Raw genomic sequence first — 20,520 nt, forward strand, 5'->3', positions numbered from 1 at the left:
TGGGGAAACTCCAACAGGCCAGGGACATTGCCTTGGAGTGTCAGGCACGGCGCTGCGGCTCACAATGAACACGGGGGAGGCTGAATGGTGTGCGATAAGGCTGGGGGATGATGAGCCCCAGCCTTCAGGAACAAGCGACTTTGAGCGGCGGTGAAACCAACCGGTCGCGAAACGCCAGGTAATGCTTGAGCACCTGGCACGGCGCCTCGATCTGGGGGTAGTGACCGATGTCGGTCAACAGCACGGTGTCTGGCTCGGGGATCAACTCGCGGTAACGCGCAACCATGTGTGCGCCCGAGATCGGATCGACTTCGCCATCGATCACTCGCATGGGCACATCGCCAAGCTGCATCGCTGCGACCCATCGATCGCGCTGAACACGCCGTTCCGGGATGTAGGTGATCAATTTGTGCATGATCCGCGGGCCGCGGTTACTTTCGATCAGGCTCCAGAAATCATCCATTTGGCTTTCGCTGGGGCTGGTTTTGGGACCGAAGATCTGACGGAAGCTTTTCACCAGTCCATCACGACTGAACGCGCGGCCGATCATCCAGCCCAACGGGCTGAGCAGCAGTTTTTGCATCATGACCGGACGGTGGGTTTCCGGAAACAGGCCGCCATTGAGGAACACGCAACTGGCGAGGTTGATGCGCGCCTCGTAATGCCGGGCCAACAGTTCCTGGGCCACGCTGTCGCCGTAGTCGTGAGCAAGGACGTGCACCGATTGCTCGACATTCAGGTGTTCGAGCAACGCCTGTTGCAGGTCGGCCTGCTCCAGCAAACTGTATTCATGGTTGACCGGTTTGGCAGAGTCGCCGAAACCCAGCATGTCGCAGGCAATCACCCGATAGCGCTGAGCAAGTGGTTGCCAGAGATAGTGCCAGTCCCAACTGGCACTCGGGAAACCATGGATGAGCAGCAGCGGCTCACCCTGCCCCGCCGTCCAGTAATGGATGGTCTGGCCACGGAACTTGAAAGTCTGGCTGCGCTTGCGCCAGACACTCAGGGGGATCTCGGCGAGTGGCATTAGAGTTTATAACCCGGGTCTTGTTTATCGAGTTTGCGCAGCAGCGCCGGCCAGGCCAGCGCTCCGCCCATGCCTTGGGAGCTTTTGGTAACGCCGGCAATCATCGCCTTGGCACCGGCGAGAATCTGCGGCTCGATGGCGATCAACTCGGCGCCACCGTTCTGCGCCATGACTTGAATGTCGCAGGCGCGCTGAAAGGTAAACATCATCAGGAAGGTATCGGCGATGGTGCTGCCGCAGGTCAACAGACCATGGTTGTGCAGCATCAAAAAGTTGTTCTCGCCGAGGTCGGCTTGCAGTCGCGCCTTTTCTTCGTGATTGAGCGCGACGCCTTCATAGGCGTGGTACGCCAGGCTCGACAGGACAAACAACGACTGTTGGCTGATGGGCAAAACTCCTTGTTTCTGCGCCGACACCGCAACCCCCGAAGCCGTGTGGGTATGCAGCACGCAAACCACATCGTGGCGAACTTCGTGCACGGCGCTGTGAATGGTGTAACCGGCCGGATTGATCTCGTAAGGACTGTCCATCAGTTTGTTACCGGCCTGGTCGACCTTGACCAGACTGGACGCCGTGATCTCATGAAACATCAAGCCGAACGGGTTGATCAGGAAGTCTTCGGTGCCAGGCACTTTGGCGGAGATGTGGGTGAAGATCAGATCATCCCAGCCGTGCTGGGCCACGAGGCGGTAACAGGCGGCGAGGTCAACACGGGTCTGCCATTCAGCGGCACTGACCAAGTCTTTGACACTCTGTGAGGATTGGACGGGGGCTACGCTCACGGCAAGGAACCTCGGTTTTTTATTATGGAGTGTTTCCAATGACTACCGAGTCTAGTCAGCCTCCGGGGTTCCTGTAGTTGCATTGGCAGCCAGCTTGATGGCCGAACGAGTCACTGCCCCAAAGAGTTTGGATCCGCGTCAAAGTACCGCCGCCAAGCCAGGCGAGACGCGCCTTTCAGCCCGCCTCGACAGAACCGTGACAACGGTTGAATCCCACGTAGAAGTCCGACGGTCAGTCGCGCAATGCGCTGGTCAGTTCAGCCAGCCAGGGCTCGGCATCGGCTTCCGGCGTCACACTTTCACTGGCGTCCAGACGCAACATCGGCAGGACTTCACGAACACCCAGCTCACCGAACAATTCGCGCATCAACTCACCACCGCCGCAAAAAGTATCGCCATAACTGGCGTCACCCAGCCCGATGACCGCGCCCGGCAAGCCACGCCATGCGGCGGGCAACTGATCGCGAATCGCGAAGTACAGCGGTTGCAGATTGTCCGGCAATTCGCCCATGCCGGTGGTCGAAGTCACGGCCAGAAAAGCGTCCGGGCCGAAGGCTTGAATGTCAGCAAGGCTTGCACGCGGGTTGTGCAAGGTCTCGAAACCGGCGGTTTTCAAAATGGACGCGGCGTGACGGGCAACTTCTTCAGCCGTGCCGTAGACCGAGCCGGAAATGATGGCGACTTTCATCAATCTGATCCTGAACCTGAGTGAAAGACCGGGATATTAACAGCACGGTCAGCATTGTTCTTTTAGAATGCCGCAGACAACCAACAAGGAAGGGTTTCACGATGATCAACGCAAAACTGCTGCAACTGGCGATCAATGCCTCCAACGACGGCATCGTGATTGCCGAAAAGGAAGGCGATCAAGACAAGATCCTGATTTACGTCAACCCCGCGTTCGAACGGCTGACCGGTTACACCAGCGAAGAAATCCTCTACCAGGATTGCCGCTTTCTTCAATCCGGTGACCGCGACCAGCAAGCTCTCCCGGCGATCCGCGATGCCTTGAACAGCGAAGGCGCCTGCCGGGAAATCATCCGGAACTACCGCAAGGACGGCACCCCGTTCTGGAACGAGCTGTCCATTTCCACAGTGAAAAACCCGAACGATGGGCAGGTTTATTTCATTGGTGTGCAGAAAGACGTGACTGTGCAGGTCAAGGCGCAGCAGCGGGTCGTGCAGCTTGAAGCGCAATTGGCTGAACTCCAGGCAGAGCTTGCTGCAATCAAGGCGACGAACGGCGAAAACAAATCTGCGAATTAATTGTCATTAACTACAATCACCAATGACTTTGTAACTATATCTTTCGAGTCTGCTATGCAACGCGACGCGCTCCTGACCCAGGATGAGCTGGATTTTATCCAGACCATGCAACACAACCCGCAACTCAATGTGCGGGATGCGACGTCGAGTCTGCTCGTCAACGGTGGTTCGCAGATCCGTGACTTGCTCACACGCCTTGCTGCGCATGAGCAAGTCACCATTCAAGCCAATTTCGAAAACCAACAGATGACCTTTCCCCTGCATCTGGTGGAAGACGAGTTTCACGCGCTGCATCTGCGGCTCGGTGTTCCCAGCATCTATGAAGACGGGCCATTGGTTCGGCCGTGGCGGCTGGTGCTCGACGAACCGGTAGCGCTGGAAAACGCCAAGGGCCAGCCCGGCACGATGTGGGTGCACGAAGTGTCGTTCAAGGGTGTGTTGCTGGAAGTTCGCAACAAAACCAAAGCGCCGAAGCATTTCGCCCTGTGGTTCAGCCCGTCAGGCTATGAGCGAATCGCTTTGCGTGGCACGCTTGAGAAAGAAACCGAACAAGGCTTCTATGCGTATCAGTTGAGCCAGGACGACAAGGATGAAACCGAGCGTCTGCGCCAATATATCCTGCAGCAGCATCGACTGACTCACCCTACCCTGCATCTCTGACGATCAGGTATCCAGACTGCCCGCCAGGAATTGATCCAGGCGCTGGCGCATCACCGTTCCCTCGTTACCCAGACAACCAATCGACGATCCGGCCAGGCTTTCCTGCGCCAGGTCCGACGCATCGCCCGCCAACATCACCGGACAATCCAGGCTCATCGCCAGGCGATTCAAACGTCGCGGCAGCTCGGGCGTCGGCACATGGTTGGAAAACAGCACCAGCGCCTGAGGCTTGATCCGCTCGCAAACCAGGGTCAATTCATCAAACGGTTGGCCAATCGTCAGCACCCGCACTCCGGTTTGCCCGGTGCCGAGAAAGAGCGCAGCAATCAGCAGCTCAAGCTCCCGACATTGCCCGGCAAGGGCACAGACAATGACTCGCCGTGGCTGTTTGTCGCGAACCAGCAGCAAACGCTGCAACACCCGCGCTCGCAGAAAACCATCCAGGAAAAGCCATTCGCTGGTCCGCCCGAACGTGTCCTGGCGTTGCAGCAACTGTTTCCAGAGCGGAAGTAGGATGTCCTGAAACACGACCGGCTGCGCGTAAGTGGAAAAGATCTGTCCGTAAACCTGATCCAGTCGAGCCTCGTCAAACGCGACGACCGCGGTCTCGACCTGCTGCTGCCATTGCGCATAGTCGGCTTGCACAAGGTCGTTGGGGATGATGTGCGCCAGCGCCTGAAGCGGAGCAGCCTTGGCCAGTATCTTGCCGATTTTGCTGACGGCGACGCCGCGTTCGATCCAGTCGAGAATGCTGCGCACACGCTCAACATCGGTCATCGAGTAGAGGCGATGCCCACTATCGGTGCGTATCGGCACAACGAGCCCGTACCGACGCTCCCATGCACGCAAGGTGACCGGGTTGACGCCAGTCAGACGCGACACCTCGCGAATGGGGAAAAGCTCTTCCTGCTCAAGTGCATCGGACTGGCTGGAATCCGTAGCGATGTCAGTGAGTACGGGCATCGGGTTCAACATCCTTGTAACGTTCGAGTCCCATTCTAACCCCCGCTCCCCGTAAATTTTCCGTAAAAATTCAATAACGGAATGTCACAGACGCGCAGGGCAGAATCAGGAATAATCCTTGCTTGTCCCGAGACGCAGCCCATCACCCCGGCGCTGCGCCTGGCGAAACTCCTATCCGGAGTGTCGCAATCGTTATACGGAGATACAAAATGTCTACCTCCCCCGTTACGCTAATGGTTGCGCGTCGCGTCGCCGATGGGCGCTATCAGGACCTGATGACCTGGTTGCGCGAAGGCGAACAACTGGCCACCGACTTCCCCGGCTATCTCGGCTCCGGCGTGCTCGCTCCGCCTCCCGACGATGACGAATTCCAGATCATTTTCCGTTTCGCCGACGAACAGACTCTGCATGTCTGGGAACACTCGGCCTCGCGCACCGCGTGGCTGGCACGTGGCAGCGACTTGTTTGCCCACCCCACCGAACATCGGGTCAGCGGCATCGAGGGCTGGTTCGGCGCGGCAGGTCAGCGTCCACCGCGCTGGAAACAGGCTGTGGCGATCTGGCTGGCGTTCTTTCCGGTTTCGCTGCTGTTCAACTTTGCCCTGGGCCCGGTGATGAGCGAAATGGGCCTTTTCAGCCGCGTGTTCGTCAGCACCCTGTGCCTGACGCCACTGATGGTGTACTTCTTTATTCCCTTGTCGACGCACGTGCTGGCAGGCTGGCTGAACAGAAAGACGCAACCCCGTTCATTGACGGTCAAATCGGTCAGCAATCACTAATGCCCCATGGGGCACGTTGGTTCAAACGCTTGATATCCGGATCGCTACGGATGGGAGAAGGTAGCCGCTAGCGCGAGCACTTCAGTTATGCTGCATGCATTTAGCCCATGCATAGACCTACTGAAGTTGATCGTACATCTATGAATAGTCCAATACTCGTTACCGGTACCAGCAAGCGTGTCGGCCTCCAGCTTGCCACTACACTGGCGGAGGCTGGCAACACCGTTATCTGCGTTAGCCGCTCCGGCAATCTTGAGACACCGCACCCGAATATGGTGCCATTCCAGGCAGATCTTGAACTCCAGAGCGATCGCGAAGCACTGATCGCCTATATCAAGGCCAACTTCGACAGCTTGCGTGCCGTGATCCACAACGCTTCGTTGTGGCTCGACGACGGCCTCGAAAACCTGAACACCATGTTCAAACTTCATGTCGAAGCGCCCTATCATTTGAATCTCGAACTGGGAGCTCATCTGCAGCGGCTGGACAGGTCCGACATTATTCATATCTGCGACGAAACATCATCTCGGGGCAGCAAAAGCCATATTGGATACGCGGCTACCAAATCGGCACTGCAAAACATGGTGTTGTCTTTCGCAGAAAAATACGCGCCCACGATCAGGGTGAACGCCATCCTTCCCGGCTTGCTCATCCTCAAGGAAAACAGCACGCCGGAGTATTCCCAACGGACACTGAAGAAAGCCCTTCTAGAATTTGAGCCCGGCGCACAACCGTTGATCGACGCCGTCATGTTTTTGCTCAACACCGACTACAGCACTGGAACCAGCGTCGTCATTAATGGCGGACGCCACATCAAGAAAGGAATCGTGAATGATTGACTCCAAAAAGCTGATTTACCTGCCCGGCTGGATAAAGCTGACCATTGTTTCTGCGTTGACCCTGTGCCTGTTCGCAGCGGTCTACGTGTCACTGTCCTTTGTCGGCGTTCCCGATCACAGCGACTGGATACTGTTGTCCTTGTCACTGGCACAGTTGGCCGCCACCGCGCTGGTTATCAGCCTGATCCTGATATTTGGAGAGCGTGAAGCCAACCTGCATTATCTGATCAGCAAAACAGAAATGCTGCTGCTCAATAACATGCCGAAAACCCTGCGCAAGATCGAGGATTCGCACGGGCAAAAACTTAATGTAGCGGTGTCTGCGATCAACAACATTTTTGGTGCCAACTATCATCTGGAAAACAAAAACACCAAAACCAAAATGTGGATAGGTTTCAATGTCGACCGAATTATCGTCGCCTACTTCCTGAAAACTGCCGAATCCATAGAAACCATGCAGAGCATTTTCCAGTACACCTTCGGCGGGGCGGAATCGGTGGGCTACAAAGTCAATTTCGAGCATGCCACCATCAAAAGCTCCGGGGAGCAGGTGATATCCATCTGGTGCACCTGGCCCGGCATGCAAGATGGCATTAACATTTCCACTGATCTGCTCAATAGCCCCGACAAAAAGCTATTTATCATCCAGGACATCGCCATGATGACGCAGTCGTTCATACGGACTGCCGAGCGCAATTCGGTGAATATCTATACCGATGCCGATCCCGCTCCTTTGTAGCCATGACTCTCAACGACTTGCCAGAAACCGACAGAGCCTCCCATGAATGACCAACAACGCCTCGAACTCGAAGCCGCGGCCTTTCGCCGGCTAGTGGCCCACCTGGACAGCCGCAAGGATGTGCAGAATATCGACCTGATGAACCTCTCGGGTTTCTGCCGCAACTGCCTGTCCAAGTGGTACAAGGCCGCTGCCGACGAACGTCAGATCGAGGTCAGCCTCGATGACGCCCGCGAAGTGGTTTACGGCATGCCGTACGCCGAGTGGAAAGCCCAATTTCAGCAAGAAGCCAACGCCGAACAACAAGCCGCGTTCGCCAAAGGAAAACCCAATGAGTGATTTGAACACCCTGCGCGCCAGCCTCAAGACCGGTGAGCACGTTTTCGCCGACACCCTGGCGTTCATCGCCGGTGCTTACGACTACCAGCCTCAAGCCTTCAACAACGGCGGTGTGGACAACGCGGCCGGGCAGAACGAAGGTTCGTGCAAGACCCTGGGCCTGGCATTGCTGGAAGGCCTGAGCGATGAAGAAGCACTGCTGGCGTTCGGCGAGCATTACCGCTCGGTGCTGGCGACGCCGGAAGGCAGCGACCACGGCAATATCCGTGCGTTGATTGCCCATGGTCTGGCCGGCGTGAAATTCACCCAGCAACCCCTGACCCGCCGCTGATTGCAAAAGATCGCAGCCTTCGGCAGCCCCTACATTGATCGCATACCCCTGTAGGAGCTGCCGAAGGCTGCGATCCTTTGATCCATTGCCCTCACATCCAGACTTTTAAGATTGACCCGGCAACTTTATTTCGTTTGCCGAGTACCGCTGCTGACGGCTTAGATAAAAAGAAGTCCTCCTTCTTCCGAGCCGGCCCCCATGCGCAGCGAAACCATCAGCCAGTCGATCAACATCGTTCACCCTGTCACCCTCAGCCACGGCAAAAATGCCGAGGTGTGGGACACCGACGGCAAACGCTACATCGACTTTGTCGGTGGTATTGGCGTGCTGAACCTCGGCCATTGCCATCCCGCCATCGTCGACGCCATTCGCGAACAAGCCACGCGCCTGACCCACTACGCGTTCAATGCCGCGCCTCATGGACCCTACATCGACTTGATGGACCGCCTGAGCGCGTTTATCCCGGTCGATTACCCGGTTAGCGGCATGCTGACCAACAGTGGCGCCGAAGCGGCTGAGAACGCGCTGAAGATCGTCCGTGGCGCAACCGGTCGTAGCGCGGTGATTGCCTTCGACGGCGCCTTCCACGGTCGCACCCTGGCAACGCTGAACCTCAACGGCAAGGTCGCGCCTTACAAACAAAAAGTCGGTGTGTTGCCGGGGCCTGTGTATCACTTGCCCTTCCCCAGCGCGGACAACGGAGTGACCTGTGCTGAAGCCCTGAAAGCCATGGAGCGCCTGTTCAGCGTTGAAATCGACGTCGAGGATGTCGCCTGCTTCATCGTCGAGCCGGTGCAAGGTGAAGCCGGCTTTCTGGCCATGGACGTCGAGTTTGCCCAAGCGCTGCGCAAATTCTGCGACGACAAAGGCATTGTGTTGATCGCCGATGAAATCCAGTCCGGTTTCGGCCGCACCGGCCAGCGCTTTGCGTTCTCGCGACTGGGCATCGAACCAGACCTGATCCTGCTTGGCAAAAGCATCGCTGGCGGCGTGCCGCTGGGTGCAGTGGTCGGGCGCAAATCACTGCTCGACAATTTGCCCAAGGGTGGACTGGGTGGCACCTATTCCGGCAATCCCATTGCCTGCGCCGCCGCGTTGGCGACGCTGGATGAAATGACGGATGCCAACCTGCAGTCCTGGGGCGCGCAGCAGGAGGAGGCGATTGTCAGTCGCTACGAAACCTGGCGCGCAAGCAAGCTGTCGCCGTATCTGGGACGCCTGACCGGTGTCGGCGCGATGCGCGGCATCGAGCTGGCACATGCCGACGGCACGCCCGCTGCCGCACAATTGACGCAACTGCTGGCCTTGGCGCGGGATGCAGGTTTGCTGCTGATGCCCAGTGGCAAGTCGCGCCACATCATTCGGCTGTTGGCGCCGCTGACCACTGAAGCTGCGGTGCTGGAAGAAGGGCTGGATATCCTTGAAGCCTGCCTGGCAAAACTGATCTGACCTGTAGGAGCTGCCGAAGGCTGCGATCTTTTGATCTGGCTCTTGAAGATCAAGATCAAAAGATCGCAGCCTTCGGCAGCTCCTACGCCATGGGAATCATGTTTTTCATAGGAACAAAAAACCGGCCGAAGCCGGTTTTTTCATTTCGATGACTGCAGATTCAAGCGTTCTGCAGACCGTCGAGGTAACGCTCGGCGTCCAGTGCCGCCATGCAACCGGCGCCGGCAGAGGTGATGGCCTGACGGTAAACGTGGTCAGCCACGTCACCGGCAGCAAAGATACCTTCCAGGTTGGTCGCAGTGGCGTTGCCGTCACGGCCGCCGTGCACCACCAGGTAGCCGTCTTTCAGGGTCAATTGACCTTCGAACAACGAAGTGTTCGGGGTGTGGCCGATGGCGATGAACACGCCGTCGACTTTCACTTCGTCGAAGCTGCCGTCGTTGTTTTTCAGGCGAGCACCGGTCACGCCCATGTTGTCGCCCAGGACTTCGTCCAGGGTCGCGTTCAGCTTCAGGATAATTTTGCCTTCGGCCACGCGAGCACTGAGCTTGTCGATCAGGATCTTCTCGGCGCGGAACGTTTCGCGACGGTGGATCAAGGTTACAGTGCTGGCGATGTTGGCCAGGTACAGGGCTTCTTCAACAGCGGTGTTGCCGCCGCCGACCACAGCCACTGGCTTGTTGCGGTAGAAGAAACCGTCGCAGGTCGCGCAGGCCGAAACGCCTTTGCCCATGAAGGTTTCTTCGGACGGCAGGCCCAGGTAACGAGCGCTGGCACCGGTGGCGATGATCAGGGCGTCGCAGGTGTAGGTCGCGCTGTCGCCGGTCAGGGTGTACGGCTTGGCAGCAAAGTCGACGGCATTGATGTGATCGAACACGATCTCGGTTTCAAAGCGCTCGGCGTGCTCGCGCATCCGCTCCATCAGCGCCGGGCCGGTCAGGCCGTGGACGTCGCCCGGCCAGTTGTCGACTTCGGTGGTGGTGGTCAGTTGACCGCCGGCCTGCATGCCGGTGATCAGCAGTGGCTTGAGGTTGGCACGGGCGGCGTATACCGCTGCGCTGTAACCGGCAGGGCCGGAACCGAGAATAATCACTCGCGAATGACGGACTTCAGACATGACCTGCTCCTGTTGACCGGCCCGGAACACCTGGCACGGAACGCCGGATCACCGGCGGGAATAAAAAAGGACCATTGAAAGCACTTGGGGAAGGCTTGAACTCGACAGTCCTGTAAAAAGATTGGGTGCAGCGTATCGAGGGGGCGAAGATTAAGGAAATACGGTTTAACAATCCAGCTCATAGGTGGTCTCTATCCCGTCAGCGTGCTTTTCAGGACGCCTTTGTTACAGTGAATGTCGATACTGCTGCCGCGCTTTCACCCGTCAGGCAAAGCCGGTAAGGTCGGCGCGTTTACCCTTTGCTCGGAGCACGTTATGCCCGCCCCCGTTCTGTCCGGCCCGCAATACCTGCGCGAAGGCCTCAAGCTGGTCCTGAGCCCGGGCCTGCGTTTGTTTGTGTTGTTGCCGCTGGCGATCAACCTGGTGCTGTTCGTCGGATTGATCTATCTGGCCGGCCATCAGTTCAGCCTGTGGGTCGATACGCTGATGCCGTCCCTGCCCGAGTGGCTGAGTTTCCTCAGTTACATCCTCTGGCCGCTGTTCGTGGTGCTGGTGGTGTTGATGGTGTTCTTCACCTTCACCATGCTCGCCAACATCATCGCTGCGCCGTTCAACGGTTTTCTCGCGGAGAAAGTCGAAGTGGTGGTGCGTGGCACCGACGACTTCCCGGCCTTCAGCTGGGGCGAGCTGATCGCGATGATCCCGCGCACCCTCGCCCGCGAAATGCGCAAGCTCGGCTACTTCCTGCCGCGGGCCATCGGGCTGTTCATCCTCTCGTTCATCCCGGTGGTGAACATCATCGCCGCACCGCTGTGGCTGCTGTTCGGCGTGTGGATGATGGCGATCCAGTACATCGACTACCCGGCGGACAACCACAAGCTGGGCTGGAACGAGATGCTCGCCTGGCTGCGAGAAAAGCGCTGGCAGAGCATGGGGTTTGGCGGCAGCGTTTACCTGGTGTTGCTGATCCCGGTGGTCAATATTCTGATGATGCCGGCCGCTGTAGCCGGGGCGACGCTGTTCTGGGTACGTGAACGCGGTGCCGAGAGTCTGGTAGTGCAACGCTGAGCCATTCATAAATCCATCATCTGAACGTCACAACGTCGACACGGCCCCAGCTGAAACTGGGGTCATGACGACAGCTCTGCATATCACCCTGATCACCGAAACCTTCCCACCGGAAATCAACGGCGTGGCCAATACCCTGGGCCGCTTGTGCGACGGCTTGCGCGCACGCGGGCATCAGGTGGAGTTGGTCCGACCGCGTCAGGGTTGCGACCAATCAATGGGCAGCGACGATGAATTGCTGTTGTGTAGAGGCTGGCCGCTGCCCGGCTACCCAGGCTTGCAATGGGGTCAGTCGTCGATGCACAAGCTGCTGCGGCGCTGGAAGCGTCATCGCCCGGATGTGTTGTACATCGCCACTGAGGGGCCGCTCGGTTTGTCGGCATTGCGCGCGGCACGCCGTTTGGGGATTTCAGTGGTCAGCGGTTTTCACACCAATTTCCAGCAGTACTCCAGCCAGTACGGCCTCGGCTTGCTCACGCGTTTGCTGACCCATTACCTGCGCTGGTTTCACAACCGCTCGAACCTGACGCTGGTGCCGAGTGTCAGCCAGCGAATGGAACTGGAACGCCGGCATTTCGAGCGTCTGGCGTTGCTGTCTCGCGGTGTCGACAGCCAGCTGTTCCACCCGACCAAACGCTTGAACGCGCTGCGCGAGCAATGGGGACTGGGTGAGAACGACATTGCTGTGATTCATGTAGGACGTTTGGCCCCGGAGAAAAACCTGGGCTTGCTCAAGCGCTGTTTCGATACCCTCAAGGCGACTTATCCACAACGCAACTTGAAGCTGATCGTGGTGGGCGATGGCCCGCAACGCCTGCTGATGGAAAGCGAAATGCCCGAAGCAATCTTCTGCGGTGCCCAACGCGGCGAAGCCCTGGCCAGTCACTATGCGTCGGGGGATGTGTTTCTGTTTCCCAGCCTGACTGAAACCTTCGGCAATGTGGTGCTGGAGGCATTGGCCTCGGGGTTGGGTGTGGTGGCTTACGATCAGGCTGCGGCGGCGCAGCACATCCGCCATGGCTACAACGGCGTGTCGGCGATGCCGGGGGACGAAGAGGCGTTCTGCGATGCGGCGGCGTGGTTGCTGGAAGAGCGCGAAACCTTGCGCTGCGTGCGGCTCAATGCGCGCCAGCATGCCAGTCGGCAGGGTTGGCCGGCGATCATTGAACAATTTGAAGGGCAGTTGCGGGGTGCTTGTGTTGGGGAGCAGGTGGTGCCGAATGCGCCGACTGTGCCCTGATGTTTTGCTGACTTGAAGTCCCTCATCGCCAGCAGGCTGGCTCCCACATGGGATCTGCGGTGTACACAGAACCTGTGGGAGCCAGCCTGCTGGCGATGGGGCTTGATCAGGCTTAAACCAGCGTCATCAACGCCTCACGGCTGAACGGCAGGATGTCCTCCTCACGACCGTCACGCACTTTCTGCGCCCAGTCCGGGTCCACCAGCAACGCACGACCCACCGCCACCAGATCGAACTCGTCATTGTTCAAACGCTCCAGCAGTTTTTCCAGGCTGGCCGGTTGTGCGACCTTGTCGGTGTTGACCATGAACTGCAGGAACTCGCCATCCAGGCCAACGCTGCCCACGGTGATGGTCGGCTTGCCGGTGAGTTTGCGGGTCCAGCCTGCCAGGTTCAGCTCGGAACCGTCGAACTCCGGTTCCCAGAAACGGCGCGTCGAGCAATGGAAAATATCCACGCCTGCGTCGGACAATGGCTGGAGGAATTCACCCAACGCTTGCGGGGTTTGCACCAGACGTGCGGTGTAATCCTGCTGCTTCCACTGCGAGAAACGGAAGATGATCGGGAAGCCTTCGCCGACCGCCGCACGCGCCGCCTGAATCAGTTCGATGGCAAAACGCGAACGGTTGGCCAGGCTGCCACCGTATTCGTCAGTGCGCTGGTTGCTGCCTTCCCAGAAGAACTGGTCTACCAGATAGCCGTGAGCGCCGTGGATTTCCACGCCGTCCATGCCGATGCTCTGGGCATCCTTGGCGGCCTGGGCGAACGCGGCAATCACGTCCTGAATGTCTTGGTGGGTCATGCCGTGAACCACGACTTGCCCGTCCTTGATTTTCTCCGACGGCCCGTAACCCGGCACGCTGGCGTCCGGCTCGGTGCCGATGCGACGCACACTGCCGACATGCCACAACTGCGGAACGATCTTGCCGCCTTCGGCATGGACCGCGTCGACCACTTTCTTCCAGCCGGCCAGCGCGGCCTCACCGTAGAAATGCGGTACGTTCGGGTAACCGTTGGAAGCCTGGTGACCGACGGTGGTGCCCTCGGTGATGATCAAGCCAACGCCCGCAGCGGCACGACGACGGTAATACTCGATGACTTTGGAGTTAGGCACGCCACCCGGTGAAAACGAGCGGGTCATTGGCGCCATGACAACGCGGGTCGGCAGTTCGAGGGTGCCGAGGTGGAACGGTTTGAACAGGGCTTTGACGGGCATGGGACGCTCCACGGAAGAATGACTTTATGACGGCGATAATATGGAGAGTCCGAGGCCTTGAACAGCATTATTGATTTTGGTGATTAAGAGTCAAAAGACACAAAGCAAAAGATCGCAGCCTTCGGCACCTCCTACGGGTACACATTCGCCGTAGGAGCTGCCGAAGGCTGCGATCCCCTGATCTTGATCTCTGGCTTAACTCAGCGCTTTTTCAATCGCGTGAACGATGGTCGGATCATCCGGTGCCGTACGCGGCGAGAAACGCGCCAGTACGCGACCATCCTTGCCCAGCAGGAATTTTTCGAAGTTCCAGGTGATGTCCCCCGGAAACTCCGCGCCCTCGCCTGCCAGCAATTTGTACAACTGATGACGCTCGTGACCGTTGACTTCCAGCTTGCTGGACAACGGAAAGGTCACGCCGTAGTTGAGGCTGCAAAAATCCTGGATCTCTTGCTCGGTGCCCGGCTCCTGCCCGGCAAACTGGTTGCACGGCAAACCTAGCACGCTGAAACCCTTGGCCTTGTATTGCTGGTAGAGGTTTTCCAGCGCGGCATATTGCGGGGTAAGGCCACATTTGGAGGCAACGTTGACCACCAGCACGACTTGCCCCTTGAACGGTGCCAGAGGTAGCGCCTGACCATCCAGGGCTGTCAAATTAAGGTCGTGAAAAGCACTCATGAGGTACTCCAGATTCCAGTGTTCTTCTCGAAACAGCCGCTTGGCGGTGTTACACGGACAGCCGCAGACTAAAAAGGCGCCCTCGGGGCGCCTCTCCAGTACTCGAAAGCTTAGCGCAGAAAATCAGTGGTGATGGCCACCTTCGCCATGGACGTGGCCATGAGCGATTTCTTCCTGGCTGGCGTCACGGATGTCAATGATCTTGACCTGGAAATTCAGGCGCTGACCAGCCAACGGGTGGTTACCGTCAACGGTAACGTCGTCGCCGTCCAGATCACGAATGGTCACGATTTGCATCTGGCCGTCCGGAGCGGAAGCGTGGAACTGCATGCCCACTTCCAGCTCGTCAACGCCTTCGAACATGCTGCGGCTCAGGGTGCTGACCAGTTCGGCAGCGTACTCGCCGTAAGCATCTTCAGGTTCAACGGCTACGGTCAGCTCGTCGCCGACAGCTTTGCCTTCCAGCGCCTTTTCCAGGCCCGGGATGATGTTGCCTGCGCCTTGCAGGTAGACCAGCGGCGCGCCGCCGGCGGAGCTGTCGATGACCTCACCAGCGTCGTTGGTCAGGGTATAGTCGATGGAGACAGCCTTATTGGCGGCGATCAGCATGGGGCGAGACCTTTTGCATAAGAATATTGAAAGACCCAGTTTAGCGAAGCAATCGCCTGAAAGCGAACACAACCCGGACAAACGGGATTCGACCATAACCGGGTTTCATCAGGATGAGGACGGCCATTGGGTGGCCGAGCTTTCCTGCGGCCACACCCAGCACCTGCGCCACCAGCCGCCGTGGCAATCACGGGCGTGGGTCATGGACCCGGTGCAACGCCTTGAAAAAATAGGCCAGCCCTTTGCTTGCGGTTGGTGCGCACAGGGCTCGGTTAGCGATAACCTTGGCGACTGAATTTCGGTAGATCGTCAGACATAGATGATCACCTTTGCCATGCTCCTCCAGAGAATCCGCATGCAAACTTTTTTTATCGCGCCCACCGATTTTGGAGTGGGTCTGACCTCCATCAGCCTCGGGCTGGTGCGTACCCTTGAGCGCGCCGGGCTCAAGGTCGGCTTTTTCAAACCGATTGCCCAGCCGCACCCGGGCGACACGGGACCTGAACGCTCCACCGAACTGGTGGCCCGCACCCACGGTTTGAAGCCGCCTCAGCCGTTGGGCCTGGCCCACGTCGAGCGCATGCTCGGCGACGGTCAGCTCGATGAGCTGCTCGAAGAAATCATCACCCTTTATCAGCAGGCCGCTATCGGCAAGGACGTGCTGATCGTCGAAGGCATGGTCCCGACCCGCAGCGCCAGTTACGCCGCGCGGGTCAACCTGCATTTGGCCAAGAGCCTCGACGCTGAAGTGATCCTGGTCTCGGCACCGGAAAACGAAGTGCTGACCGAACTCTCCGGCCGTGTTGAGTTGCAGGCGCAATTGTTTGGCGGCCCGAAAGACCCGAAAGTCCTTGGCGTGATCCTCAACAAGGTCAAGACCGACGAAAGCATGGAGGCCTTCGCCTCACGCCTGAAGGAACATTCACCGCTGTTGCGCAGCGGCGATTTCCGCCTGCTGGGCTGTATCCCGTTTCAGCCGGAGCTGAACGCGCCGCGCACCCGTGACGTTGCTGATCTGATGGGCGCCCAAGTGCTCAACGCCGGCGACTACGAAACACGGCGCATGACCAAAATCATCATCTGCGCCCGCACCATGCGCAACACGGTGGAATTGCTCAAGCCCGGCGTGCTCGTGGTGACGCCAGGCGATCGCGACGACATCATCCTCGCTGTCAGCCTCGCGGCCATGAATGGCGTGCCGCTGGCCGGCCTGTTGCTGACCAGCGATACCCTGCCCGACCCGCGCATCATGGACTTGTGCCGGGGCGCGTTGCAGGCGGGCTTGCCGGTGTTGTCGGTGAGTACCGGTTCCTACGACACCGCCAACCAGTTGAACGGGCTGAACAAGGAAATCCCGATCGACGACCGCGAGCGCGCCGAAATCATCACCGATTTCGTTGCCAGCCATCTGGATGCCAAATGGCTGCACCAGCGCTGCGGCACGCCCCGGGAAATGCGCTTGTCGCCGGCGGTGTTCCGTTATCAGCTGATCCAGCGTGCGCAGAGCGCTAACAAGCGCATCGTGTTGCCCGAAGGCAGTGAACCGTTGACCGTGCAAGCGGCCGCGATCTGCCAGGCCCGAGGCATCGCCCGTTGCGTGTTGCTGGCCAAGCCCGAAGACGTGCAGGCCGTTGCCCGCGCCCAAGGGATCGAGTTGCCGCCGGGGCTGGAAATTCTTGATCCGGACCTGATCCGCGAACGCTACGTCGAGCCGATGGTTTCGCTGCGCAAGAGCAAAAGCCTCAACGCGCCGATGGCCGAGCAGCAACTGGAAGACACCGTGGTGATCGGCACCATGATGCTGGCGCTGGATGAGGTCGATGGGCTGGTTTCGGGTGTGATTCACTCCACCGCCAATACCATTCGCCCGGCCCTTCAACTGATTAAAACCGCGCCGGGTTGCACACTGGTGTCCTCGGTGTTCTTCATGCTGTTTCCAGAGGAAGTGCTGGTCTACGGCGACTGCGTGATGAACCCGCACCCGAGCGCCAGCGAGCTGGCCGAGATTGCGCTGCAAAGTGCGGATTCGGCAGCGGCGTTCGGCATCACTCCGCGCGTGGCGATGATCAGCTACTCCAGCGGTGAATCGGCCAGCGGCGAAGAAGTCGAGAAGGTCCGTGAAGCCACCCTGCTCGCCCACGAACAGCAACATTCATTGCTGATCGACGGCCCGTTGCAGTACGACGCCGCCGCCAACGAAACCGTGGCCCGGCAATTGGCGCCGAACAGTCAGGTGGCCGGTCGCGCCACCGTGTTCGTGTTCCCCGACCTCAACACTGGCAACACCACTCACAAAGCGGTGCAACGCAGCGCCGACTGCGTCAGCCTCGGGCCGATGCTGCAAGGCCTGCGCAAACCGGTGAATGATTTGCCGCGAGGCGCGCAAGTCGACGACATCGTCTACACCATCGCGTTGACCGCGATCCAGGCAGCCAACCGACCTATGGATGTTTAAATGCTGGATTTCCTACCTGCTCCGCTGCGGGGCGTGATTGCCGCACTGTTGTTGGCGTTGAACACAATTCTGCTCTGCTCGTTTCTGTTCTGCGTAGCGCTCGTCAAGGCCTTGCCGTTTGCCCTCACTCAGCGTCTCGCGGGCTGGCTGATGAGCCACACCCACGAAGCCTGGATCAGCCTAAACAAGGGCTGGATGAACCTGGTGCGCCGCACACGCTGGCACATCAGCGGCCTGCAAGGCCTCGACTATCAGCACTCGTACCTGATCACCAGCAACCACCAGAGCTGGGTCGACATTCTGGTACTGCAATACGTGCTCAACCGTCGTATCCAGCCGCTGAAGTTTTTCCTCAAACAGGAACTGATCTGGGTGCCGGTGATCGGGCTGGCATGGTGGGCGCTGGGCTTTCCGTTCATGAAGCGTTACTCCAAGGCGTACCTGGAAAAACACCCGGAGAAGAAAGGCAAAGATCTGGAAACCACCCGCAAGACCTGCGCCAAATTTCGCAATAACCCAGTGGGCATTTTCAATTTCGTCGAGGGCACGCGCTTCACCGAGGGCAAGCACAAGCAACAGCAATCGCCGTTTCGTTATTTGCTAAAACCCAAGGCTGGCGGTATTGCGTTCGTGCTGGATGCGATGGGTGAACAACTGGAGTCGATCGTCAACGTGACCATCCACTACCCGGCCGGCCGCCCGGGCTTCTGGGACTTGCTGTGCGGGAATGTGGCGGACGTGGTGGTGCACTTTGAAGAGCTGAAGATTCCGCCGCAGTTCATCGGCAAGAACTATGACCAGGACGGTGAATACCGCCTGCAATTCCAGGGCTGGATCAATCAGTTGTGGCTGGACAAGGATGCGTTGCTGGAACAGCTGCACCGCGAGTATCCAAAGCAGTAAATTCAAAAGATCGCAGCCTTCGGCAGCTCCTACGTTGGTTCGGCGTTCATCCCGTAGGAGCTGCCGAAGGCTGCGATCTTTTGACGATCTGATAGAAACAAAAAAACCCGCCGGATGATCACTCATCGGCGGGTTTTTCATTAACGGCTAAGCCTTAGATCGCGCCACGCTTGCGCAGCAGATCCAGCACTTGCTTGACGCCTTCTTCCAGCGTAACGGCCTGGGTGTCGATCACCAGATCGGCATCGAGCGGCACGTCGTACGGGAAGGACTCGCCCGGGATGTTATCCCCGGCTGCCGCGTACAGGCCTTGTGGATCACGCTCGGCGCAGACAGTCGGCGAGGCCTGGACGTAAACCGTCAGCAGACGCTCCTTGCCGATCAGGTCCTTGGCCTGTTCACGACCTTCAGCACTCGGCGCAACGAACGCTGCCAGAGTCAGCAGACCCGCTTCGTTGAACTGACGCGCAACGTGCGCCGCACGACGCCAGTTCTCGGTACGTCCGGCGCGATCCTGTGGCAGACCTTTGTTCAGGTCGTGACGCAGGTTCTGGCCATCGAGTACAAACACGGCACGACCCAGGTCGAACAACTTGCGCTCAACCGCGTACGCCAGCGTACTTTTGCCAGCGCCCGACAAGCCGCTGAACAACACGGTGGCCGGCTGCTGGCCGAAGCGCTGGGCGCGTTCTTCGGTGGCAACGTGGGCCAGTTTGCCATGGTGGGTGCTGGTGCCATGGGCCAACGGCTGGGCGACGATCATGCCGGCGCCAACGGTGCCGTTGGTCAGGCGGTCGATGATGATGAACGCGCCGGTGGTGCGGTTGCTGTCGTAACCGTCGAGGGCAATCGGCGCATCGAGCGCGATCTTGACCTTGCCGATTTCGTTCAGCTGCAACGCGCTGGCCGGGCCTTCTTCAAGCGTGTTGACGTCGACCTTGTTGACGATGCTGGCGATGGAGCCCGGCACGTAACTGGTGGCGCGCTTGATGTCGTATTTCTTGCCCGGCAGCATCGGCTCTTCAGCCATCCACACCAGCATCGCTTCGAAGCTGTCGGTCACCGGTGGCACGTTGTCGGCATGCACCAACAGGTCGCCACGGGAGATGTCGATCTCGTCTTCCATGGTCAGCGTGACAGCCTGACCAGGACCGGCGTGCTCCAGCTCACCTTCGAAGGTGACGATGGATTTCACACGGCTGCTCTTGCCCGACGGCAGGACCACAACCTCGTCGCCTTTCTTGACGATGCCGCTGGCCAAAGTGCCGGCGAAACCACGGAAGTTCAGGTTCGGACGGTTGACGTACTGCACCGGGAACCGCAAGTCGGTGAAGTTGCGATCGCCCGCCACTTCCACGGTCTCGAGAATTTCCATCAGCGACTGCCCGGTGTACCACGGCGAGCGCTCGGACTTGTTCACCACGTTGTCGCCTTTCAGGGCAGACATCGGCACGAAGTGCATGCTGGTCGGCTTCAACTTCAAGCCTTCGGCGAACTTCAGGTAGTCGGCCTTGATCGACTCGAACACGCCCTGGTCAAAGTCCTTGAGGTCCATCTTGTTGATGGCGACGACGATGTGCTTGATGCCCAGCAACGAGGCGATGAAGCTGTGGCGACGGGTCTGGGTCTGCACGCCGTAACGGGCGTCGACCAGGATGATCGCCAGGTCACAGGTGGAGGCACCGGTGGCCATGTTGCGGGTGTACTGCTCATGGCCGGGGGTATCGGCGATGATGAATTTACGCTTGGCGGTAGAGAAATAGCGGTACGCGACATCGATGGTGATGCCTTGTTCACGCTCGGCCTGCAAGCCATCAACCAGCAACGCCAGGTCGATGTCTTCACCGGTGGTGCCGACTTTTTTCGAGTCGCGGGTAATCGCTTCCAGGTGATCTTCGTAGATCATCTTGGAGTCGTGCAGCAGGCGCCCGATCAGGGTGCTCTTGCCGTCATCGACGTTACCGCAGGTCAAAAAGCGCAGCAGTTCTTTACGTTCGTGCTGGCCCAGATAGGCGAGGATGTCCTCGCTGATCAAATCAGATTGGTGCGACATGACAACC

22 protein-coding genes are annotated in these 20,520 nt (G+C 58.8%); 13 read left to right on the forward strand and 9 right to left on the reverse strand.

Annotation, left to right across the window (positions count from 1 at the left end; translation table 11 throughout):
• Nucleotides 1-124 precede the first annotated feature (124 nt).
• The 3 genes from KVG88_RS09605 to KVG88_RS09615 form a co-directional block, all read right to left on the reverse strand.
• Nucleotides 125-1,027 carry an alpha/beta fold hydrolase gene (locus KVG88_RS09605; protein WP_217871199.1) on the reverse strand — a complete coding sequence of 301 codons (903 nt, stop codon included), beginning with the start codon at nucleotides 1,025-1,027 and terminating at the stop codon, nucleotides 125-127.
• Nucleotides 1,027-1,809: a class II aldolase/adducin family protein gene (locus KVG88_RS09610; protein WP_217871200.1), complete on the reverse strand. Its 783-nt coding sequence runs from the start codon at nucleotides 1,807-1,809 to the stop codon at nucleotides 1,027-1,029. Before KVG88_RS09610 ends, KVG88_RS09605 begins: the two co-directional genes overlap by 1 nt.
• Nucleotides 1,810-2,041: 232 nt before the next feature.
• Nucleotides 2,042-2,497, reverse strand: coding sequence for a flavodoxin (locus tag KVG88_RS09615; RefSeq protein ID WP_217871201.1), 456 nt, complete (start codon nucleotides 2,495-2,497; stop codon nucleotides 2,042-2,044).
• A gap of 101 nt (nucleotides 2,498-2,598) precedes the next feature.
• Between KVG88_RS09615 and KVG88_RS09620 the strand changes: the two genes are divergently transcribed.
• Together KVG88_RS09620 and KVG88_RS09625 are read left to right on the forward strand one after the other, a co-directional pair.
• Nucleotides 2,599-3,075, forward strand: a complete 477-nt coding sequence (locus KVG88_RS09620) for a PAS domain-containing protein (RefSeq protein WP_150703707.1) — start codon at nucleotides 2,599-2,601, stop codon at nucleotides 3,073-3,075.
• Nucleotides 3,076-3,129: 54 nt separating this feature from the next.
• Nucleotides 3,130-3,735, forward strand: a complete 606-nt coding sequence (locus KVG88_RS09625; RefSeq protein ID WP_217871202.1) for a hypothetical protein — start codon at nucleotides 3,130-3,132, stop codon at nucleotides 3,733-3,735.
• 3 nt (nucleotides 3,736-3,738) lie between these two features.
• Here KVG88_RS09625 and KVG88_RS09630 read toward each other — a convergent pair whose 3' ends face one another.
• Nucleotides 3,739-4,698, reverse strand: a complete 960-nt coding sequence (locus KVG88_RS09630; protein ID WP_150703665.1) for a MerR family transcriptional regulator — start codon at nucleotides 4,696-4,698, stop codon at nucleotides 3,739-3,741.
• Between the two features lie 209 nt (nucleotides 4,699-4,907).
• On the opposite strand from KVG88_RS09630, the gene KVG88_RS09635 reads away from it, so the two are divergent.
• From KVG88_RS09635 to KVG88_RS09660, 6 genes are all read left to right on the forward strand, one after another.
• Nucleotides 4,908-5,477: a putative antibiotic biosynthesis monooxygenase gene (locus tag KVG88_RS09635; protein ID WP_150703664.1), complete on the forward strand. Its 570-nt coding sequence runs from the start codon at nucleotides 4,908-4,910 to the stop codon at nucleotides 5,475-5,477.
• A 140-nt stretch (nucleotides 5,478-5,617) separates the two neighbouring features.
• Nucleotides 5,618-6,316, forward strand: coding sequence for a dihydromonapterin reductase (gene folM / locus KVG88_RS09640; protein ID WP_150703663.1), 699 nt, complete (start codon nucleotides 5,618-5,620; stop codon nucleotides 6,314-6,316).
• On the forward strand, nucleotides 6,309-7,055 hold the full coding sequence (locus KVG88_RS09645) for a hypothetical protein (RefSeq protein WP_217871203.1): 747 nt from the start codon (nucleotides 6,309-6,311) through the stop codon (nucleotides 7,053-7,055). The genes folM and KVG88_RS09645 overlap by 8 nt, the downstream gene beginning before the upstream one ends.
• Before the next feature lie 42 nt (nucleotides 7,056-7,097).
• The gene (locus KVG88_RS09650) at nucleotides 7,098-7,394 is read left to right on the forward strand and encodes a DUF1244 domain-containing protein (protein WP_150703661.1); all 297 of its coding nucleotides are present in this window, start codon (nucleotides 7,098-7,100) and stop codon (nucleotides 7,392-7,394) included.
• Nucleotides 7,387-7,725, forward strand: a complete 339-nt coding sequence (locus KVG88_RS09655) for a HopJ type III effector protein (protein WP_150703660.1) — start codon at nucleotides 7,387-7,389, stop codon at nucleotides 7,723-7,725. Before KVG88_RS09650 ends, KVG88_RS09655 begins: the two co-directional genes overlap by 8 nt.
• Before the next feature lie 198 nt (nucleotides 7,726-7,923).
• Nucleotides 7,924-9,174, forward strand: a complete 1,251-nt coding sequence (locus tag KVG88_RS09660; protein WP_217871204.1) for a 2-aminoadipate transaminase — start codon at nucleotides 7,924-7,926, stop codon at nucleotides 9,172-9,174.
• Nucleotides 9,175-9,334: 160 nt separating this feature from the next.
• Here the strand turns inward: KVG88_RS09660 and trxB are convergent, their stop codons facing one another.
• Nucleotides 9,335-10,291, reverse strand: coding sequence for a thioredoxin-disulfide reductase (trxB, locus tag KVG88_RS09665; protein ID WP_217871205.1), 957 nt, complete (start codon nucleotides 10,289-10,291; stop codon nucleotides 9,335-9,337).
• A gap of 315 nt (nucleotides 10,292-10,606) precedes the next feature.
• On the opposite strand from trxB, the gene cysZ reads away from it, so the two are divergent.
• Complete coding sequence (gene cysZ / locus KVG88_RS09670) at nucleotides 10,607-11,359, forward strand: sulfate transporter CysZ (RefSeq protein WP_217871206.1); 753 nt, start codon at nucleotides 10,607-10,609, stop codon at nucleotides 11,357-11,359.
• A gap of 64 nt (nucleotides 11,360-11,423) precedes the next feature.
• On the forward strand, nucleotides 11,424-12,599 hold the full coding sequence (locus KVG88_RS09675) for a glycosyltransferase family 4 protein (RefSeq protein ID WP_217871207.1): 1,176 nt from the start codon (nucleotides 11,424-11,426) through the stop codon (nucleotides 12,597-12,599).
• A 112-nt stretch (nucleotides 12,600-12,711) separates the two neighbouring features.
• Here the strand turns inward: KVG88_RS09675 and KVG88_RS09680 are convergent, their stop codons facing one another.
• The 3 genes from KVG88_RS09680 to KVG88_RS09690 form a co-directional block, all read right to left on the reverse strand.
• A complete protein-coding gene (locus KVG88_RS09680) occupies nucleotides 12,712-13,815 on the reverse strand; it encodes an NADH:flavin oxidoreductase (RefSeq protein WP_217871208.1) in 1,104 nt (367 codons plus the stop codon).
• A 195-nt stretch (nucleotides 13,816-14,010) separates the two neighbouring features.
• Nucleotides 14,011-14,493, reverse strand: coding sequence for a glutathione peroxidase (locus KVG88_RS09685; RefSeq protein ID WP_150703653.1), 483 nt, complete (start codon nucleotides 14,491-14,493; stop codon nucleotides 14,011-14,013).
• 123 nt (nucleotides 14,494-14,616) lie between these two features.
• Nucleotides 14,617-15,102, reverse strand: a complete 486-nt coding sequence (locus KVG88_RS09690) for an FKBP-type peptidyl-prolyl cis-trans isomerase (RefSeq protein ID WP_007901600.1) — start codon at nucleotides 15,100-15,102, stop codon at nucleotides 14,617-14,619.
• On the opposite strand from KVG88_RS09690, the gene KVG88_RS09695 reads away from it, so the two are divergent.
• The 3 genes from KVG88_RS09695 to yihG are packed head-to-tail and all read left to right on the forward strand — an operon-like array spanning nucleotide 15,071 to nucleotide 18,460.
• Entirely contained in the window at nucleotides 15,071-15,397 is a 327-nt protein-coding gene (locus KVG88_RS09695; protein WP_150703652.1) for a DUF3565 domain-containing protein, read from the forward strand. The genes KVG88_RS09690 and KVG88_RS09695 overlap by 32 nt on opposite strands.
• 60 nt (nucleotides 15,398-15,457) lie before the next feature.
• Nucleotides 15,458-17,557, forward strand: coding sequence for a phosphate acetyltransferase (gene pta / locus KVG88_RS09700; protein ID WP_150703651.1), 2,100 nt, complete (start codon nucleotides 15,458-15,460; stop codon nucleotides 17,555-17,557).
• Nucleotides 17,558-18,460, forward strand: a complete 903-nt coding sequence (yihG, locus tag KVG88_RS09705) for a 1-acylglycerol-3-phosphate O-acyltransferase, YihG family (RefSeq protein ID WP_150703650.1) — start codon at nucleotides 17,558-17,560, stop codon at nucleotides 18,458-18,460.
• 154 nt (nucleotides 18,461-18,614) lie between these two features.
• Here yihG and cysN read toward each other — a convergent pair whose 3' ends face one another.
• Complete coding sequence (gene cysN, locus KVG88_RS09710) at nucleotides 18,615-20,513, reverse strand: sulfate adenylyltransferase subunit CysN (RefSeq protein ID WP_217871209.1); 1,899 nt, start codon at nucleotides 20,511-20,513, stop codon at nucleotides 18,615-18,617.
• Nucleotides 20,514-20,520 lie beyond the last annotated feature (7 nt).

Source organism: Pseudomonas azerbaijanoccidentalis (assembly GCF_019145495.1).
Taxonomy (GTDB): domain Bacteria; phylum Pseudomonadota; class Gammaproteobacteria; order Pseudomonadales; family Pseudomonadaceae; genus Aquipseudomonas; species Aquipseudomonas azerbaijanoccidentalis.

Excerpts from the sequence above, each read along its gene's own strand:
- KVG88_RS09605 (WP_217871199.1), bottom strand. The coding sequence starts at position 1,027 with ATGCCACTCGCCGAGATCCCCCTGAGTGTCTGGCGCAAGCGCAGCCAG.
- KVG88_RS09615 (WP_217871201.1), bottom strand. The coding sequence starts at position 2,497 with ATGAAAGTCGCCATCATTTCCGGCTCGGTCTACGGCACGGCTGAAGAA.
- KVG88_RS09620 (WP_150703707.1), top strand. The coding sequence starts at position 2,599 with ATGATCAACGCAAAACTGCTGCAACTGGCGATCAATGCCTCCAACGAC.
- KVG88_RS09625 (WP_217871202.1), top strand. The coding sequence starts at position 3,130 with ATGCAACGCGACGCGCTCCTGACCCAGGATGAGCTGGATTTTATCCAG.
- KVG88_RS09630 (WP_150703665.1), bottom strand. The coding sequence starts at position 4,698 with ATGCCCGTACTCACTGACATCGCTACGGATTCCAGCCAGTCCGATGCA.
- KVG88_RS09635 (WP_150703664.1), top strand. The coding sequence starts at position 4,908 with ATGTCTACCTCCCCCGTTACGCTAATGGTTGCGCGTCGCGTCGCCGAT.
- folM (WP_150703663.1), top strand. The coding sequence starts at position 5,618 with ATGAATAGTCCAATACTCGTTACCGGTACCAGCAAGCGTGTCGGCCTC.
- KVG88_RS09645 (WP_217871203.1), top strand. The coding sequence starts at position 6,309 with ATGATTGACTCCAAAAAGCTGATTTACCTGCCCGGCTGGATAAAGCTG.
- KVG88_RS09650 (WP_150703661.1), top strand. The coding sequence starts at position 7,098 with ATGAATGACCAACAACGCCTCGAACTCGAAGCCGCGGCCTTTCGCCGG.
- KVG88_RS09655 (WP_150703660.1), top strand. The coding sequence starts at position 7,387 with ATGAGTGATTTGAACACCCTGCGCGCCAGCCTCAAGACCGGTGAGCAC.
- KVG88_RS09660 (WP_217871204.1), top strand. The coding sequence starts at position 7,924 with ATGCGCAGCGAAACCATCAGCCAGTCGATCAACATCGTTCACCCTGTC.
- trxB (WP_217871205.1), bottom strand. The coding sequence starts at position 10,291 with ATGTCTGAAGTCCGTCATTCGCGAGTGATTATTCTCGGTTCCGGCCCT.
- cysZ (WP_217871206.1), top strand. The coding sequence starts at position 10,607 with ATGCCCGCCCCCGTTCTGTCCGGCCCGCAATACCTGCGCGAAGGCCTC.
- KVG88_RS09675 (WP_217871207.1), top strand. The coding sequence starts at position 11,424 with ATGACGACAGCTCTGCATATCACCCTGATCACCGAAACCTTCCCACCG.
- KVG88_RS09680 (WP_217871208.1), bottom strand. The coding sequence starts at position 13,815 with ATGCCCGTCAAAGCCCTGTTCAAACCGTTCCACCTCGGCACCCTCGAA.
- KVG88_RS09685 (WP_150703653.1), bottom strand. The coding sequence starts at position 14,493 with ATGAGTGCTTTTCACGACCTTAATTTGACAGCCCTGGATGGTCAGGCG.
- KVG88_RS09695 (WP_150703652.1), top strand. The coding sequence starts at position 15,071 with ATGGAGACAGCCTTATTGGCGGCGATCAGCATGGGGCGAGACCTTTTG.
- KVG88_RS09690 (WP_007901600.1), bottom strand. The coding sequence starts at position 15,102 with ATGCTGATCGCCGCCAATAAGGCTGTCTCCATCGACTATACCCTGACC.
- pta (WP_150703651.1), top strand. The coding sequence starts at position 15,458 with ATGCAAACTTTTTTTATCGCGCCCACCGATTTTGGAGTGGGTCTGACC.
- yihG (WP_150703650.1), top strand. The coding sequence starts at position 17,558 with ATGCTGGATTTCCTACCTGCTCCGCTGCGGGGCGTGATTGCCGCACTG.
- cysN (WP_217871209.1), bottom strand. The coding sequence starts at position 20,513 with ATGTCGCACCAATCTGATTTGATCAGCGAGGACATCCTCGCCTATCTG.